The 14,842-nt window shown below is 59.8% G+C and carries 17 protein-coding genes; 11 read left to right on the forward strand and 6 right to left on the reverse strand.

Annotated features, from left to right (window positions below; genetic code table 11):
* Positions 1-10: 10 nt before the first annotated feature.
* Together J3D54_RS01435 and J3D54_RS01440 are read left to right on the forward strand one after the other, a co-directional pair.
* Positions 11-328 carry a helix-turn-helix transcriptional regulator gene (locus J3D54_RS01435; RefSeq protein WP_253416393.1) on the forward strand — a complete coding sequence of 106 codons (318 nt, stop codon included), beginning with the start codon at positions 11-13 and terminating at the stop codon, positions 326-328.
* Between the two features lie 11 nt (positions 329-339).
* Positions 340-534, forward strand: a complete 195-nt coding sequence (locus J3D54_RS01440) for an XRE family transcriptional regulator (RefSeq protein WP_301293295.1) — start codon at positions 340-342, stop codon at positions 532-534.
* Between the two features lie 44 nt (positions 535-578).
* On the opposite strand, the gene J3D54_RS01445 is transcribed toward J3D54_RS01440, so the two are convergent.
* Positions 579-1,637, reverse strand: a complete 1,059-nt coding sequence (locus J3D54_RS01445; RefSeq protein WP_253416394.1) for an MBL fold metallo-hydrolase — start codon at positions 1,635-1,637, stop codon at positions 579-581.
* Positions 1,638-1,852: 215 nt separating this feature from the next.
* Here J3D54_RS01445 and J3D54_RS01450 point away from each other — a divergent pair, with 215 nt between their 5' ends.
* Both J3D54_RS01450 and J3D54_RS01455 read left to right on the forward strand, forming a co-directional pair.
* Positions 1,853-2,461 carry a TetR/AcrR family transcriptional regulator gene (locus J3D54_RS01450; RefSeq protein ID WP_253416395.1) on the forward strand — a complete coding sequence of 203 codons (609 nt, stop codon included), beginning with the start codon at positions 1,853-1,855 and terminating at the stop codon, positions 2,459-2,461.
* Positions 2,462-2,601: 140 nt separating this feature from the next.
* Entirely contained in the window at positions 2,602-3,147 is a 546-nt protein-coding gene (locus J3D54_RS01455; protein ID WP_253416396.1) for a DUF1003 domain-containing protein, read from the forward strand.
* Here J3D54_RS01455 and J3D54_RS01460 read toward each other — a convergent pair.
* Complete coding sequence (locus J3D54_RS01460; RefSeq protein ID WP_253416397.1) at positions 3,119-4,081, reverse strand: LysR family transcriptional regulator; 963 nt, start codon at positions 4,079-4,081, stop codon at positions 3,119-3,121. The two genes, J3D54_RS01455 and J3D54_RS01460, sit on opposite strands and share 29 nt — an antisense overlap.
* A 15-nt stretch (positions 4,082-4,096) precedes the next feature.
* Here J3D54_RS01460 and J3D54_RS01465 point away from each other — a divergent pair, with 15 nt between their 5' ends.
* Positions 4,097-4,804 carry a CTP synthase gene (locus J3D54_RS01465; RefSeq protein WP_253416398.1) on the forward strand — a complete coding sequence of 236 codons (708 nt, stop codon included), beginning with the start codon at positions 4,097-4,099 and terminating at the stop codon, positions 4,802-4,804.
* Complete coding sequence (locus J3D54_RS01470) at positions 4,801-5,124, forward strand: antibiotic biosynthesis monooxygenase (RefSeq protein ID WP_253416399.1); 324 nt, start codon at positions 4,801-4,803, stop codon at positions 5,122-5,124. The genes J3D54_RS01465 and J3D54_RS01470 overlap by 4 nt, the downstream gene beginning before the upstream one ends.
* A gap of 144 nt (positions 5,125-5,268) precedes the next feature.
* Here the strand turns inward: J3D54_RS01470 and J3D54_RS01475 are convergent, their stop codons facing one another.
* Positions 5,269-5,595, reverse strand: a complete 327-nt coding sequence (locus J3D54_RS01475) for a DUF2025 family protein (protein WP_253416400.1) — start codon at positions 5,593-5,595, stop codon at positions 5,269-5,271.
* Positions 5,596-5,831: 236 nt separating this feature from the next.
* Here J3D54_RS01475 and J3D54_RS01480 point away from each other — a divergent pair, with 236 nt between their 5' ends.
* From J3D54_RS01480 to J3D54_RS01490, 3 genes are all read left to right on the forward strand, one after another.
* Positions 5,832-6,959 carry a glycerophosphodiester phosphodiesterase gene (locus J3D54_RS01480; protein ID WP_253416401.1) on the forward strand — a complete coding sequence of 376 codons (1,128 nt, stop codon included), beginning with the start codon at positions 5,832-5,834 and terminating at the stop codon, positions 6,957-6,959.
* Positions 6,960-7,173: 214 nt separating this feature from the next.
* The gene (locus tag J3D54_RS01485; RefSeq protein WP_253416402.1) at positions 7,174-7,491 is read left to right on the forward strand and encodes a PepSY domain-containing protein; all 318 of its coding nucleotides are present in this window, start codon (positions 7,174-7,176) and stop codon (positions 7,489-7,491) included.
* A 157-nt stretch (positions 7,492-7,648) separates the two neighbouring features.
* Positions 7,649-8,815 carry a GAF domain-containing sensor histidine kinase gene (locus J3D54_RS01490; RefSeq protein ID WP_253416403.1) on the forward strand — a complete coding sequence of 389 codons (1,167 nt, stop codon included), beginning with the start codon at positions 7,649-7,651 and terminating at the stop codon, positions 8,813-8,815.
* Here J3D54_RS01490 and J3D54_RS01495 read toward each other — a convergent pair.
* Entirely contained in the window at positions 8,812-9,246 is a 435-nt protein-coding gene (locus J3D54_RS01495) for a hypothetical protein (protein ID WP_253416404.1), read from the reverse strand. The genes J3D54_RS01490 and J3D54_RS01495 overlap by 4 nt on opposite strands.
* Positions 9,247-9,357: 111 nt before the next feature.
* Positions 9,358-10,983, reverse strand: a complete 1,626-nt coding sequence (locus J3D54_RS01500; protein WP_253416405.1) for a methyl-accepting chemotaxis protein — start codon at positions 10,981-10,983, stop codon at positions 9,358-9,360.
* 275 nt (positions 10,984-11,258) lie between these two features.
* On the opposite strand from J3D54_RS01500, the gene J3D54_RS01505 reads away from it, so the two are divergent.
* Positions 11,259-12,281, forward strand: coding sequence for a transporter (locus tag J3D54_RS01505; RefSeq protein WP_253416406.1), 1,023 nt, complete (start codon positions 11,259-11,261; stop codon positions 12,279-12,281).
* 306 nt (positions 12,282-12,587) lie between these two features.
* Positions 12,588-14,204, forward strand: a complete 1,617-nt coding sequence (locus J3D54_RS01510; protein ID WP_253416407.1) for an inorganic phosphate transporter — start codon at positions 12,588-12,590, stop codon at positions 14,202-14,204.
* A 135-nt stretch (positions 14,205-14,339) separates the two neighbouring features.
* On the opposite strand, the gene J3D54_RS01515 is transcribed toward J3D54_RS01510, so the two are convergent.
* A complete protein-coding gene (locus J3D54_RS01515) occupies positions 14,340-14,777 on the reverse strand; it encodes a multidrug/biocide efflux PACE transporter (protein WP_253416408.1) in 438 nt (145 codons plus the stop codon).
* Positions 14,778-14,842 lie beyond the last annotated feature (65 nt).

Here is a 14,842-nt window from a genome sequence, read left to right on the forward strand (position 1 = left end):
GGAGAAAACCATGGCCTCTCTTGCAATGAAAATCACCCTGGAACGGATCGCCCTCTTCCAGTTCACCCCCGCCCACTGTGCCCAGGCCCGAGCGATGCTGGGTTGGAGTGTGGAAGACTTGTCCGAGGAATCCGGGGTTTCCGTTGATGCCATCCAGCGATTCGAAGCCGAGCGTGATGTGCTGGACGTCACGCGGCTGGCGTTGGCGTATCGGTTTGAATCGCAAGGCCTGGTGTTCTTCCCGGGGTTTGCACCGGGCCGAGGGATGAATGTGAGAGGGTCGACGCCGGACCCGGTGGGGCGGGCGGATTATGCAATGGTTGAGTGAGGTTTCAGCAGATGCGGGCCAAAGCCGAACACGTTATGAAAATAGGCATGCTCCTCGAAACCGGTCGGCTGAGTAAGGCTGAAGCTGCCCATAGGCTCGGATTGTCTGAGGGGGAACTGAACGAAATACTCCGTGGAGAATTTTGCGATCTGACCGTGGCAAAAATCTCGGAATATACAAACCCGTTACTGGACGAACGTAGATGAAAAAACTGGGGAGCTTGCACGGCAAGCGCCCCGGCAGCACAACATCAAGCGTTCTGCACTGTTGCCTGATCGCTTACACCTTCAACCTCCAACCACCACGCGCCACCACACTGCGGATACATCACGTTGAACGCCTCGCCCATTTGCGGCGTGGTGATCGATACGTTCCGCTCCCAGGCCAACGCCAGAATACGATCGAAAGGTTCGTACCAGGCGTGCATCGACAGGTCGAAGGTGCCGTTGTGGATCGGCAGCAACCAGCGCCCTTTAAGATCGATGTGCGCTTGCAGGGTTTGCTCGGGCTGCATGTGCACGTGCGGCCACTCGGCGTTGTAGGCGCCGGTTTCCATGAGCGTCAGGTCGAACGGGCCGTACTGCTCACCGATGTGTTTGAAGCCGTCGAAGTAGCCGCTGTCGCCACTGAAGAATATCCGCTTGTCGTCGTCGATCATCACCCATGACGCCCAAAGGGTGCTGTTACCGTCGAACAAGCCACGACCGGAAAAGTGCTGCGAAGGTGTGGCGACGAATTGGAGGCCATCGACCTCGGTGCCCTGCCACCAATCCAGTTGCCGCACCTTGCTGGCGTCGATGCCCCACTTGATCAGGGTGTCGCCCACGCCCAGGGGCGTGAGGAAGTAGCGGGTCTTGTCCGCCAGTTTGAGCACGGCCTGATAATCGAGGTGGTCGTAGTGATCATGGGACAGGATCACCGCTTCAATCGGCGGCAGATCTTCGAGGCTGATCGGTGGCTGGTGGAACCGCTTGGGGCCGGCCCATTGCACGGGCGAGGCGCGTTCGGCGAAGACCGGGTCGGTGATCCAGAACTTGTCCCGCAGCTTGAGCAGAAGCGTGGAATGGCCCAGGCGATAGACGCTGTGGTTGGGCGCGGCGATCAAGGCTGCCTGGGTCAGGGTTTGCACCGGAACGGGGGCCGACGGTCGGGTGTCGTGCGGTTTGTTGAAGATGAAGTTCCACAGGATGCGCAAGGTTTTGCGAAAGCCTTCGCGCGGCACCGGCACATGGTTTCGGTACTGCCCTTGAGCCTGTCGGGACGCTTCAGGCGTTGCGGCGTTGTTCGCTGGGGAAGTTGAAGTAGCCATGACTGAATGACTCCAGAAAAACCGCACAATTGACGATTTTCCGCTTGGGACGATAAATGGCCAAGGCACGTACGCATCAGCCGAAGATTCTATTTCTTACTGTGCAGGATTAACTAAACATTACACTGCACAGTGTAGTTTCTAGGTTGCATCAAAGCCGATCACAAGTAAACTACCAAGTGTAATTCTCCACTTCTTCCTGCCGAAGCGTACTTATGACAGCTCCACAGCGCCTCACCGACCGAAAACGCGAAGCCATCATCCAGGCGGCGATTGCCGAATTCCGTACCAACGGTTTCGACATCACCAGCATGGACAAGATCGCCGCCACCGCCGGTGTGTCGAAGCGCACGGTGTACAACCACTTCCCAAGCAAGGAAGAGTTGTTCGCCGAAATCCTCAATCAGTTATGGACCCGAGTAACGGCCGAACAGGAAACGGCCTACCGCCCTGACCTGCCCCTGCGCGATCAGCTGCGTCTGATGTTGCAGGCGAAATTGCAGATGCTGGCCGATGACAATTTTCTCGACCTGGCGCGAGTGGCGATTGCCGCCACCATCCACTCTCCCGACCGTGCGCAGAACATGGTCGCCCGAATGGGTGAGCGCGAAGAAAGTTTGACGGTGTGGATTCGTGCCGCCCAGGCCGATGGCCGATTGAAACCGGTCGCGCCTGAGTTCGCCGCGCAACAGATTCATGGATTGCTCAAGTCCTTTGCGTTCTGGCCGCAGATCTCCATGGGCCAATCGGGCCTGTCGCCCGACATGCAGCACACCGTGGTGGAGTCGGCGCTGGACATGTTCCTGGCGTGTTATGAGTGCTGAATCACGCTGCTAAAAATGACAAGGTCCGCCGCTTTATCGCTGATCGATCGCTCTGAATAAAAACACCGCAATATGTTTCAGAATGAAACTGGTGCTGGGACTATAGTGAGCCTCAGTCCCAGCGCCATGTAGAGAGCACCATGAGCACCCCGACCCGCGAAACCGAAACAGAACCTACCGGCCCCATCGATCACCTGCGCTTCCATCGCCCTCACGCTCATCTGGCACCCACTTTCGGTACCGACCGTTTTGCCCTGCGCGCCGAGGCTTTTGCGCGGTTCTTCGGCACGCCGACTTTTCTCGGCGCCCAGACCCTGATTGTGGTGATCTGGATTTGCCTGAACCTGTCCGGCGTAACCCAATTCGATGTGTACCCCTTCATCCTGCTCAACCTGGCGTTCAGCCTGCAAGCGGCTTATGCCGCACCGCTGATTCTGCTGGCCCAGACGCGGCAGGCGGCGCGGGACAAAGCCCAGTCCGAAGCCGATGCGCAACACCGAGAAGCTTTGGCCATCGCCAACATTGAACGTCAGGCCCAGGCCGCGCGGAACACTGCGCAACTGAAGGAGTTGCTGGAGCAAAATACCCGGCTCACCGAAATCACCAAGACCCTGACCGAACGCATCGAAAGCCTGACGTCGGAAATGCATCAACACTTCATCGGCAAGGAGCCACCGAAGGTTTGATCCGGAGCGCCCGCCCCAACTCGTCGAACAATGTGACCACCGAGCGCAACGCGCGACAGTCCGGGCGGGTCAGCAGCCACAACGCGGTGTCATAACCGTGCAAGGGCTCGGTCAACGGTTGCAGTCCGTCACCGATCAGAAAGTCCGGCAATGCCGCGACACCCAATCCAGCCCGCACCAACTCGGTCACCGACAACATGCTGTTGCAGCGATAACCGGGTGTCACACCGGGCAACTGCTGACGCCGCCACGCAACGGTGGGGTGATCGGGCAGGAAGTCGTCCGGGGCGATCCAGGTCAATGAAGCCAAGTCGTGGGAGTCGACCGATTGCAGATAAGCCGAACTGGCACAGACCCGGTAGGAAATGTCCGCAAGACGCCGGCCAACCAGATGCTCGGGCGGTGTGCGGGTCAGCCGCAAGGCGATGTCGGCGTCGCGGCGGCTGAGGTTGGCGAAGTCGTTGGAGGTGCAGAGTTCAATAGTCAACGCCGGGTAAGACGGCATGAATTGCGCCAGCGCCGGCAGCAGTAGACTTTGCAGGACCGAATCGGTGCAGGTCAGGCGCACGGTGCCGCTGATGATTTCACCGCCCTGCTCCACGCCGATGCGCGCCGCTTCCAGCGCTTGCTCGGCCCGTTCAGCCTGCTTGGCCAGAGTCTGCGCCAGGGTGGTCGGCAGGTAACCGGCACGGCTCTTTTCGAACAGTTGCTGGCCCAGCGCGGCTTCCAGTCGGCGCACGGCGCGAAACACCGTCGAGACATCGACCTTCAACAACGCCGAGGCCCGGGCCAGAGAGCCGCCACGCACGAGGGCGAGGATCAACGACAGATCCGGGTAGTCCAGCCGATAGTGCACTGATGCATTGATCACTTGGGATAACGCCAATATTGATTGCGTGAACGCCAATCTATAGTGGGTGCCAGGAATCAACAAGCGTCGAGGTCACCCATGGAAACCAGCCCCCTCCGCATCGCCCTGATCGGCGATTACGACCCACAGGTCACCGCCCATCAAGCCATCCCCATCGCCCTCGGCATGGCCGCCGAACACTCAGACCAGAACCTACAGTTTCAATGGCTGCCCACCGATCGCATCACCACCGATACGCCGCTGGATGACTTCGATGGTTTCTGGTGCGTACCCGCCAGCCCTTATCGCGACCTGGATGGCGCGTTACGGGCGATCCGCTTTGCCCGGGAACAGCAGCGACCGTTCCTCGGCACGTGCGGCGGTTTTCAGCACGCGGTGCTGGAGTTCTCCCGCAACGTTTTGGGTTGGGAAGATGCCGAACACGGCGAGACATCGCCCGACGCGACGCGGGCGTTACTCACGCCGCTGACCTGTGCGTTGGTGGAAGCCGTCGACAGCATTCACTTGGTTGAAGGCTCGTTGATCGCCAAGGCGTACGAAAACGCTGAGATTCGTGAAGGCTATCACTGCCGTTACGGTGTGAATCCCGAGTTTGAACGGCAGCTACTGACACAACAGTTGCAGGCGGTTGGCCACGATTCGGCAGGGGGGCTGCGGGCAGTAGAGCTGAAAGATCATCTGTTCTTTGTCGCAACGCTGTTCCAACCGGAACGCGCCGCGTTCAAGGGCGTGCTACCGCCATTGGTCAAGGCGTTGGTCGAAGCCTGTGCGAGGCAAACGCCATGATCGCCCAGACACCTGCAGCACCTTACTATGCTGTGATTTTCACCTCGCTGCGCACCGAAGGTGATCACGGTTATGAACAGGCCGCCCAGCGCATGGTGGAACTGGCCCGTGAGCAACCCGGCTTCCTGGGCGTGGAATCGGCCCGGGGCGCGGATGGGCTCGGGATTACGGTGTCCTACTGGACCAGCGAAGCGGCGATCCTGGCCTGGAAGCATCATCCCGAGCACAGCGCGATTCGTGAGCGTGGACGGTCGACCTGGTATTCGGCGTGTCATACGCGGGTGTGCAAGGTTGAGCGGGCCTATGCGTTCAAACAGTAAATGATGCGGTGTTCTGAAGGCCGTCTTCGCGGGCAAGCCCGCTCCCACAGAGATCTCCTGGGTCCACAAGATTTGTGCCCAACAGGGATCAAATGTGGGAGCGGGCTTGCCCGCGAAGAGGCCAGAGCAGCCACCACAAAACCCTCAACCCCGCACCAGACTCCTCATCGCCGAAATCTGCGGCACGTCCCGTCGATTCATGTACACCCGTAACGGCTCGGTGATGTTGATCCGGTCATCAATGTTCTGGTCCAGCAGCAACTGGATCAGTTCACGCTTGAGCGTCATGGTCTGCTCGGGGCCGGGTGCCCAGACGAATTCACGGGTAGGAATGATGCCGCCGTCGGCCACGTCCATGCCGAAGGCATCTTCGCTGAAGCGCACGATGTAGTGGCCGGTCTTGCGATTGAGGCCGACGAAGCCTTTGAGTTGGTCGGCAGCCTGGCAAATGAGCTGGGAAGTGATGCGCATGGTAAACCTCACAAAAGGTCGTAAAGGACCAGTGATTAAGGGTTTACACGCAGGGCAAGCGAACGGGGTTTCCCTCTGCCGGGGAAACGCCTCGACCAAGACTACTGCAAAGAACCGCACAAATGCGCTGAAAAAATCTCCTTTAAACACGTTTATGTCGGTCTGGCGATAGCGCAAGCAGTGCTCAGTTGTTAAAAGATACGTCTTTGAAAACCCATCGCAAAAGGACTTCGACCATGCCTGTCACCTTCACCAAGAGCGCCCTGCTGCTAAGCCTGATGCTCGGCCTCGGCCAGGCACAGGCTACCAACGAACCAAGCCCCAGCGCACTGGCAACCCGCCTGGGCATTCCACACCCAGCGGTGATCGCCCACCGTGGCGCGTCTTTCGATGCACCGGAATCTACCGCCGCGGCCTACAAACTGGCCCGTGACCTGGGTGCCGACTACCTGGAAATGGACCTGCAACGTAGCAAGGATGGCGTGCTGTTCGCCCTGCACGACAACAACCTGCAACGCACCACCGACGTCGCCACCAAGTTCCCTGAACGCAAGGACAGCCCGGCCAACGAATTCACCATCGCCGAACTCAAGACCCTGGATGCCGGCAGCTGGTTCAACACGGCTTACCCGGATCGCGCGCGTCCGGGCTATGCGGGTCTGAAAATTCTGACCCTGGACGAAATCATCGACATCGCCCAAGGCAATCCGCTGCACAAGCCTGGCCTGTACATCGAAACCAAAGAGCCGAAGCAGTTTCCCGGCATCGAGCGCGATCTCAAGGATAAATTGCAGGACCGTGGCTGGCTGAGCCCGGCCGGTTCGAAACTGGCAAAAAGTAATCTGGCGGTCGGCCAGAGCAAAGGCAAAGTCGTGCTGCAAACCTTCGAGAAGAGCAGCCTCGAACTGCTCGAAAAGGAAATGCCGCAAGTGCCTAAAATCCTGCTGTTGTGGGTCGGTGAAGGCAGCATCGAGCCGAAATCCAAAGTGACGTTCGCCGAGTCCGGTGACAAGGACAAAGCGACTTACTACGCCAAACAGGAACCGAAGGACAAAGCCGAGTTCCAGCAATGGGTCGAGTACGCCAAGGCCCAGGGCGCTATCGGCACCGGGCCTTCTGCCGCGCTGACCAAGGGTGGCGATCAGAGCTATTCGGACCTGGTGAAACCGTGGATGAACCAGTACACCCACGATCAGGGCCTGCTGGTGCACGCCTACACCATCGACGATGCCGTGGATTATCAGAAAGTGACGGATGCCGGTGTCGATGGCATCTTCACCAACCGCGCCAGCGAACTGCTGAAGTTCTATAAGCGCCCGGCGGCGGCGAGTGTTGCGCAGTTGTTGCAGAACAACGGGTATTGATCGGCGCCAGGCACTGCATAGCGTCGTGCCCATCGCGGGCAAGCCACGCTCCCACACGTTACGTGGCGATCACACTATTGTGGCGTACCACAAATCGGTAGGAGCGAGGCTTGCCCGCGAAGCTTTTAGCTGACGCCACAGGCAATTAAGGGTGAATTAAGTTGCGCTGTTTAACCTGATCCCACTTAAACAGCTCCTCCAAGGAAAGAACTTGATGAAAACCTTAACTGCCCTGTTCACCGCTGCCACCCTGACCCTCACCGCTGGCTTGGCCCAGGCTGATGTTCGCCCGGACTTGATCCCGGGTCTGCTCAAGGATGGCACTATCCTGGACATGCAAAAGCTCAATCAGGCCGCCCTCGCTGAGCACCCTGGCAGCACCGTCGCCAACATCACCGACACCGAACTCGAGCACACCGCCACTGGTACGTACGTCTACCAGGTGGAAATCCGCGATGAAAAGGGTGTCGAGTGGGATGTGGACGTCAATGCCAAAACCGGCAAAGTCCTGAGCAACAAACAAGACAAGTGATTCCCGTGCAAAAAGCTGCACGATCTTCGGGTCGTGCGGCTTTTTGCATTCAGCGCCAGGCCTGCTTCCGAAGTCACGAACGAAGTCGCACCAGCCCCGCATAAGCCCGCTAGAATCCTCAGAGCCATTCGGCAGGTTGAAGCAGAGAACCAGGGATATGGGGCAAACAGCGGCAGCAGACATCGCCACGATCGGCCGGATCAGCGCGGTGCCGGCGATTCTTCAGGTGATCAGTGAGCTGACCGGGCTGCGGTTCGCCGCGGTGGCCCGCGTCAGCGAAAACACCTGGACCGCCTGCGCGGTGCTCGATCGACTGGGTTTCGGTTTGCAGGTGGGCGATGAACTGGAGCTGATCTCCACGCTGAGCGACGAAATTCGCCAGGGCCGCCAGTCGGTGGTGATCGACAAGGCCAGTGAAGACCCGCTCTGCCGCGATCAGCACACGCCTCGCACCTGCCCATTCGAAAGCTACATTGCCGTGCCGATATTGCGCACCGATGGACGCTTTTTCGGCACCCTCTGCGCCCTCGATCCTGATCCGGTGCCGCTCAAATCCAGCACGATCCCGAACACCATGGAATCGTTCGCCCGGATGCTGGCGCTGCAGATCGAAGCCGAAGAAAACCTGCAACGGACCGAAGCGGAACATAAAACCACCAAACTGCGCGAACAGTTCATCGCTGTGCTCGGTCATGATCTGCGCAACCCCTTGTTCGCCATCAGCGCCGGCGCCGAAATGCTCTTGCGCAAACTCAACGACCCGGCAAACGAGCAACGGGCGCAGCATATCCTCACCAGCGCCCGGCGTGCGACCAAACTGGTCGACGATGTGCTGGACTTCGCGCGGGGGTCATTGGGTCGCGGCATCCCGGTGACTATAGAGCCGTGCCCGGATTTGGGGGATGCGCTGAGGCATGTGATTGCCGAGATCCAGAGCATTCACCCCAAACGCATCATCCAGTCGTCGATCGGCGACCTGAGCGACATGCATTGCGATCGCGAACGGGTCGCGCAGTTGCTGTCCAACCTGCTGGCGAACGCCGTCGTCCACGGAGATCCCGACGGCCCGGTCGAGGTCAGTGCGCAGGCCAAGGAAGGGCACTTCGTGTTGAGCGTGAAAAACCAGGGGCTGATTGCCGAAAATGCACTGCCGCACCTGTTCCAGCCCTACTCGCGACCGACCGGCGGAACACCGCAGGCCGGCCTCGGGTTAGGGTTGTACATTGCCAGCCAGATTGCACAGGCCCATGGCGGCACACTGGAGGTGGAATCGACCGCGCCGCAGGGCACGACGTTTACCTTCAGCTTGCCGCCCAGGACTTAAGCGGTGGTACTGACCACTGAACCCGAGGTGCTGCCCCCCTCATCCTGCAACGCCTGCAACAATGCCGCCGTCACCGTTTGCACGGAAGCCGACGTAGCCGCAATTTGCGACTGAGCCGCCGCAACCTCCGCTGCCTTGGCTTCGGAGCTTTCCTGCTTGGCCTGGGCCGCTTGCAGTTGCTGCTGTTGTTCCTGCAATTGCTTTTGCAGTTCGGCGAGCTGCTTGCGCAGTTCTTTCACCGTATCGGACTCACTGCTGCTGGAGCTGCTTTCGCTCGACGCGGCAGCACCACCGCCGGCAACCTTGGTGGTGTCGCTGGACGCCTCGGTGGATGCCGCGACAGTGCTGTCTTCGGTGCTGTTGTTGATCGAAACCTGGCTTGAAGAGGTCGACAGGGTCTGGTTGATCGAAACGGAGCTGATGCTGACCATGGGCGTTATCCAATATGCAGTTTGGGTACATCCGTCATCGTCAGGCGCGGCACGAACTTGAGGGTGACTGTGTACCGACTCGGTAACCGAATCGGTACACAGTCCATTTCACTAGGCGCTCAACCGGGCTGTCACTTCATTCAACTGCCCCGACAACCCGTGCAGGTTGTGGCTGGCCGCTTCGGTGCGCTGCACGTTGTCCAGGTTGGTGCTGGCGATGCTGGTGATTTCGGTGAGGTTGCGCGAGATGTCTTCGGCCACCGAGGTCTGCTCTTCGGCGGCGGTGGCGATCTGGCGGTTCATGTCGCGAATGGCTTCCACGGCATGGGTGATCCGCTCGAGCATGGCGCCAGCCTGGGTGACTTGCTCGACGCTTTGCTCACTACGCGACTGGCCGCTTTCGATGGCTTGTGCCGCGTCTACCGCACCGGTTTGCACGGTTTGAATGATCTGGTTGATCTCGATGATCGACGCTGCCGTGCGCTGGGCCAGGCTGCGTACTTCATCGGCGACCACCGCAAAACCACGCCCGGCTTCACCGGCACGGGCCGCTTCGATTGCCGCGTTGAGCGCCAGCAGGTTGGTTTGTTCGGCGATGCCGCGAATCACTTCCAGCACTTTGCCGATGCGCCCGCTGTCTTCTTCCAGACGACGGATGACCGTCGCGGTGTTGGCGATTTCGCCGCGCATTTGGGTGATGGTGTGGATGGTGCCCTGCATGACCTTCTCGCCCTGCTGGGCGGACTGATCGGCTTCGTCAGCCGCACGTGCCGCATCGGCGGCGTGGCGCGCGACTTCTTGCGCGGTGGCGGACATTTCGTTCATCGCCGTGGCCACCTGATCGGTGCGATTGAACTGCTCGTTGGTGCCGCTGGCCATAAGGCCGGCAATCGAGTTCAGTTCACCGCTGGCACTGTCCAGGTCCGACGCGCTGCGCTGCAAACGACTGAAGGTTTCGGCGAGGAAATCGCGCAAGGTGTTGGCGGCCCTGGCCAGGTTACCCAACTCGTCCTGACGGGTGCTGGCCACACGTTCGGCGAACCGGCCCTGACTGAGTTGCGCCACGTAGTCAATCAGTTTGCGGATCGGCTCCACCAGGTTGCGATTGACCAGCCACAGACTCAACAGGCCAATCAGTAGACCCGACAGCAGCATCACCACGATCCCCAGCAACACGGTGCGATCGGCGCTGGCGCTGATCAGCTTCGATTGCTCGGTGCCCTGTTTGCGCAATTCGCTGACCAGCTCATTCATCTGTTCGCTGGCGGCACGGTCCATGCCCTTGACCGCGTTGTCGCCGGCCGCGGGGTCGGCACCCGCCGCCACGTAGGCATCACGCCCCTTCAGATAGGCCGCCCCCAGGAGACGATGCTCTTCACGCAAACGTTCGATGCGAGTCTTGAGTTGCGGCTCGATGCCTTTCTGCCCGGCCAGCTCGCTCAGGATGCCCTGCACGTTGCGCTGGCCGTCCTCGAATTGCTTCCAGTATTTGTCCAGGTCCGCTGGCTGCTTGCCGCGCAGCAGGACGTTTTTCCACTCCTGAACCTGCACCTTGAATTGCAGGTTGGCTTCATCGATCAATTGCGAGGTGCGCAACGGGCCTTCAATCAGATTCGCGTAGCTCTGAACACCGTTGGACAGAAAGTGAAAGCTGGCCAAAGCGATCAGCAACATCGCCAACAGGCTGCCGCTCAACAGGGCGAGAATTTGTGCTCGAAGGGACTTTTGTAAAGACATCGGGAAGTACTCAAAACAGGAATGAGGCACGCGGATGAAGGCGTGAAAAGTATCCGGACATCCCTGTCTCCCACATTGGCCCTTGGCCGAAGGCGCGCAAACTTAACCCAACCGTGATCGGCCTGCCAGAGCGGTTCTTGAGGAGAATCCGACCATCGGTATCGCAATCGTTTGCGTACACCTCACCGTCACAAAACCGTCATGAGCGCTTGCAATGATGAGGCTCAAGTGAACCTGTGAAACCCGCGACAGGCGCCTCCTCGCAGCGAGACTTCATGAACCACAGCATTGACCAACGCCATCGCGATTCCGACTTGTTCGGCCTGCTTTACGGTTTCAGTTTTCGCCCCGGCGAGCGCGGTCGAGAGATCGATTCGGCCAAGGCGTTGCACTGCCTGCAACAACCGCACGACAGTGATGAGTTTCTCTGGCTGCACCTGAACCTGGCCCATGCCGCGTGCGAGCGCTGGATGAAAAGCCACCTGGAATTACCCGACGAGTTTTTCGAAGCCTTGCATGAAGGGTCCCGTTCGACGCGCATCGAGCATGTCGATTCGGCGTTGCTGGCGGTGGTCAACGACGTGGTGTTCAACCTCAGCAGCATGGTTTCCTCGGATGTCTCGACGCTGTGGGTCTGCGCCCGCAGTCGGCTGATCATCAGCGCGCGCCTGCAACCGCTGCACTCGGTGGACAAGCTGCGCTCTTCGGTGAAGGCCGGTGAATGCTTTCGCTCGCCGCTGGAACTGCTGGTGCATTTGCTGCGTGATCAGGGCGAAGTGCTGACGCAGATCGTGCGCAAGACCAGCCTCAGTGTCGACCAGATCGAAGATGAGTTGCTGTCGTCGCGCCTGTCCACCAACCGCGCCGAACTGGGCGCCAACCGCCGGGTGCTGGTGCGCCTGCAACGGTTGCTGGCGCTGGAGCCGGGCTCGTTGCTGCGCCTGCTCAATCGTCCGCCGCAATGGTTGCAGAAGGAGGACGTCAAGGAGCTGCGCAAATCCACCGAGGAGTTTGCGCTGATCATCAACGACCTCACCGCGCTGGGTGAACGGATCAAGCTGCTGCAGGAAGAAATCGCCGCCAACCTCAACGAACAGAGCAACCGCACGCTGTTCACCCTGACCGTGGTCACGGTGCTGGCGCTGCCGATCAACATCATTGCCGGTTTCTTCGGCATGAACGTCGGCGGGGTGCCGCTGGCCGGGGATCCGGAGGGGTTCTGGATTCTGGTGGCGCTGGTTGCGACGTTTACCCTGATTGCCGGGCGCTGGGCGTTTCGCAAGCGACGCGATTATTAAGCAAAGAACCAGGGCCTTATCCCAATCCTGTGGCGAGGGGGCTTGTCGGAACGCCGCATCGCCCCGTTCGGCTGCGAAGCAGTCGTAAAACCAGAGAATGCGGTTTGAATGAATAAACCGGATAGGGGCCGCTGCGCAGCCCAACGGGGGCAAGCCCCCTCGCCACAGGTATTGTGAACGCCCAATATCGGCGTGATCCCAGATCGACAGGCAACAAAAAAACCAAACACTGACCCAGCGCAGTCTCACTGTAATATTTAGCAACGATCATGGCCGATACTCCTTCTCCGCTCAGGATTATCCGGCATGGCTACGCCTTCCTTCACCGCCGCCTCCCAGGCGCCCGCCAGCAGCGCCAGGCCGCAGTTCGATAAAAAACCCGGCCTCCTCACCTTCGTGATGTTCTTTGCCGTGCTGGGCAGCGGGCTGCTGTTTACCGCCTACAGCCTGATGCACGACATGAGCGAGCTCGGCACGGTGGTCACCACCTGGACGCCGTTTCTGCTGTTGGGCGTCGCGCTACTGATTGCCTTGGGTTTTGAATTCGTCAACGGTTTTCACGACACCGCCAACGCCGTGGCAACGGTGATTTACACCCACTCCTTGCCGCCGAATTTCGCCGTGGCCTGGTCCGGGTTCTTCAACTTTCTGGGGGTGTTGCTGTCCAGCGGCGCGGTGGCGTTCGGCATCATTGCCCTGCTGCCGGTGGAGCTGATTCTGCAGGTCGGATCCTCTGCCGGTTTCGCGATGATCTTCGCCCTGTTGATCGCCGCCATCCTGTGGAACCTCGGCACCTGGTGGCTGGGCTTGCCGGCCTCTTCGTCGCACACCCTGATCGGTTCGATCATCGGCGTCGGCGTGGCCAATGCCTTGATGCACGGCCGCGACGGCACCAGTGGCGTGGACTGGGCCCAGGCGACCAAGGTCGGTTACGCGTTGCTGCTGTCACCGCTGATCGGCTTCGCGTTTGCCGCGTTGTTGCTGCTGGCGTTGCGTGTCTTCGTCAAAAATCGCGCACTGTACAAGGCACCGAAGGGTGATACCCCGCCACCGTGGTGGATTCGCGGCATGTTGATTCTGACCTGCACCGGCGTGTCGTTCGCCCACGGCTCCAACGACGGTCAGAAAGGCATGGGCCTGATCATGCTGATTCTGGTGGGCACCTTGCCGATGGCGTATGCGCTGAACCGCACCATGCCGGCAGATCAGGCCTTGCAATTCGCCGCGGTGGCCGAAGTCACCCAGCAAGCCCTGATGAGAAACACACCGCTGCCGATGCCCACCGATCCACGCCCGGTGCTGACCGACTACATGCGCAACAAGGAAGCCACCCCGCAACTGATCCCCGCCCTCGCCGCGCTGGCGGGCCAAATCGGTAACGAAGTGAAGGGTTACGGCTCGCTGTCGAAAGTTCCGGCCGAAGCGATGGGCAACGTGCGCAACGACATGTACCTGACCAGCGAAACCATTCGCCTGATGGACAAAAACAAGGTCGGCAATTTCGACGCCGACACCAACGGCAAGCTGCAATTGTTCAAGCAACAGATCGACAACGCCACGCGATTCATTCCGCTGTGGGTGAAGATCGCGGTGGCCATCGCCCTGGGGCTGGGCACCATGGTCGGCTGGAAACGCATCGTGGTGACGGTCGGCGAGAAAATCGGCAAGACGCATCTGACCTACGCCCAAGGCGCCTCGGCGGAAACCGTGGCGATGCTGACCATCGGCGCCGCCGACCTGTTCGGCCTGCCGGTATCGACCACTCACGTGTTGTCTTCAGGCGTGGCCGGAACCATGGTCGCCAACGGCGGCGGCTTGCAGATGAAGACCATCCGCAACCTGCTGATGGCCTGGGTACTGACCTTACCGGCGGCGATTGTGTTGTCGGGCAGTTTGTACTGGTTGTTCACCAAGTTTTTCTGAAGCCCCGCAATACCCTGTGGGAGCGGGCTTGCCCGCGAAGGCGGACTGACAGTCAACATCATCGTTGAATCTATCGCGGGCAAGCCCGCTCCCACAGGTCATGCGTTGTGGTTCAGGTCATTGCGATCTTTGCTTTTAACCCTCGCAAGCCCTGCGCACCAACAGCCGCTCACGCACCACGTCGTAACCCCAGTGGTACACGTAGGTGTATGGCAGGAAAAACAGCAGCACGCCGATGTCCAACAGGAACGCCTGCCACAGGCTGATCTTCAACCACCAGGCAATCAACGGCACACCGAACGCGACCAGTCCGCCTTCGAACAGCAGCGCGTGCACCACGCGGACCCAGGCGTTACGCACAATCGCGAAGCGTTTGAGCAAGCGGTCGAACACACCGTTGAAGACCACGTTCCAGGCCAGGGCAAGGGCGGCAATCGCCATGGCTGCCACACCCATTTCCAGCATGGGCTTGTCCATGACCCAGGCCAGTAGCGGGGTACAGATCAATATCGCCAGCAGTTCGAAACCGATGGCCTGGAGAATTCGTTCAGTGATGGATTTATTAGCGTTCATGGCCAGGCTCCCTGAGTGACTGTGGTTGCCATGATCCGCCCTCACACCGATACTTCATAACCAAT

Source organism: Pseudomonas sp. GGS8 (assembly GCF_024168645.1).
GTDB lineage: Bacteria > Pseudomonadota > Gammaproteobacteria > Pseudomonadales > Pseudomonadaceae > Aquipseudomonas.

Coding starts and splice junctions, on each gene's coding strand:
- J3D54_RS01435 (WP_253416393.1), top strand. CDS start 11: ATGGCCTCTCTTGCAATGAAAATCACCCTGGAACGGATCGCCCTCTTC.
- J3D54_RS01440 (WP_301293295.1), top strand. CDS start 340: ATGCGGGCCAAAGCCGAACACGTTATGAAAATAGGCATGCTCCTCGAA.
- J3D54_RS01445 (WP_253416394.1), bottom strand. CDS start 1,637: ATGGCTACTTCAACTTCCCCAGCGAACAACGCCGCAACGCCTGAAGCG.
- J3D54_RS01450 (WP_253416395.1), top strand. CDS start 1,853: ATGACAGCTCCACAGCGCCTCACCGACCGAAAACGCGAAGCCATCATC.
- J3D54_RS01455 (WP_253416396.1), top strand. CDS start 2,602: ATGAGCACCCCGACCCGCGAAACCGAAACAGAACCTACCGGCCCCATC.
- J3D54_RS01465 (WP_253416398.1), top strand. CDS start 4,097: ATGGAAACCAGCCCCCTCCGCATCGCCCTGATCGGCGATTACGACCCA.
- J3D54_RS01470 (WP_253416399.1), top strand. CDS start 4,801: ATGATCGCCCAGACACCTGCAGCACCTTACTATGCTGTGATTTTCACC.
- J3D54_RS01475 (WP_253416400.1), bottom strand. CDS start 5,595: ATGCGCATCACTTCCCAGCTCATTTGCCAGGCTGCCGACCAACTCAAA.
- J3D54_RS01480 (WP_253416401.1), top strand. CDS start 5,832: ATGCCTGTCACCTTCACCAAGAGCGCCCTGCTGCTAAGCCTGATGCTC.
- J3D54_RS01485 (WP_253416402.1), top strand. CDS start 7,174: ATGAAAACCTTAACTGCCCTGTTCACCGCTGCCACCCTGACCCTCACC.
- J3D54_RS01490 (WP_253416403.1), top strand. CDS start 7,649: ATGGGGCAAACAGCGGCAGCAGACATCGCCACGATCGGCCGGATCAGC.
- J3D54_RS01495 (WP_253416404.1), bottom strand. CDS start 9,246: ATGGTCAGCATCAGCTCCGTTTCGATCAACCAGACCCTGTCGACCTCT.
- J3D54_RS01500 (WP_253416405.1), bottom strand. CDS start 10,983: ATGTCTTTACAAAAGTCCCTTCGAGCACAAATTCTCGCCCTGTTGAGC.
- J3D54_RS01505 (WP_253416406.1), top strand. CDS start 11,259: ATGAACCACAGCATTGACCAACGCCATCGCGATTCCGACTTGTTCGGC.
- J3D54_RS01510 (WP_253416407.1), top strand. CDS start 12,588: ATGGCTACGCCTTCCTTCACCGCCGCCTCCCAGGCGCCCGCCAGCAGC.
- J3D54_RS01515 (WP_253416408.1), bottom strand. CDS start 14,777: ATGAACGCTAATAAATCCATCACTGAACGAATTCTCCAGGCCATCGGT.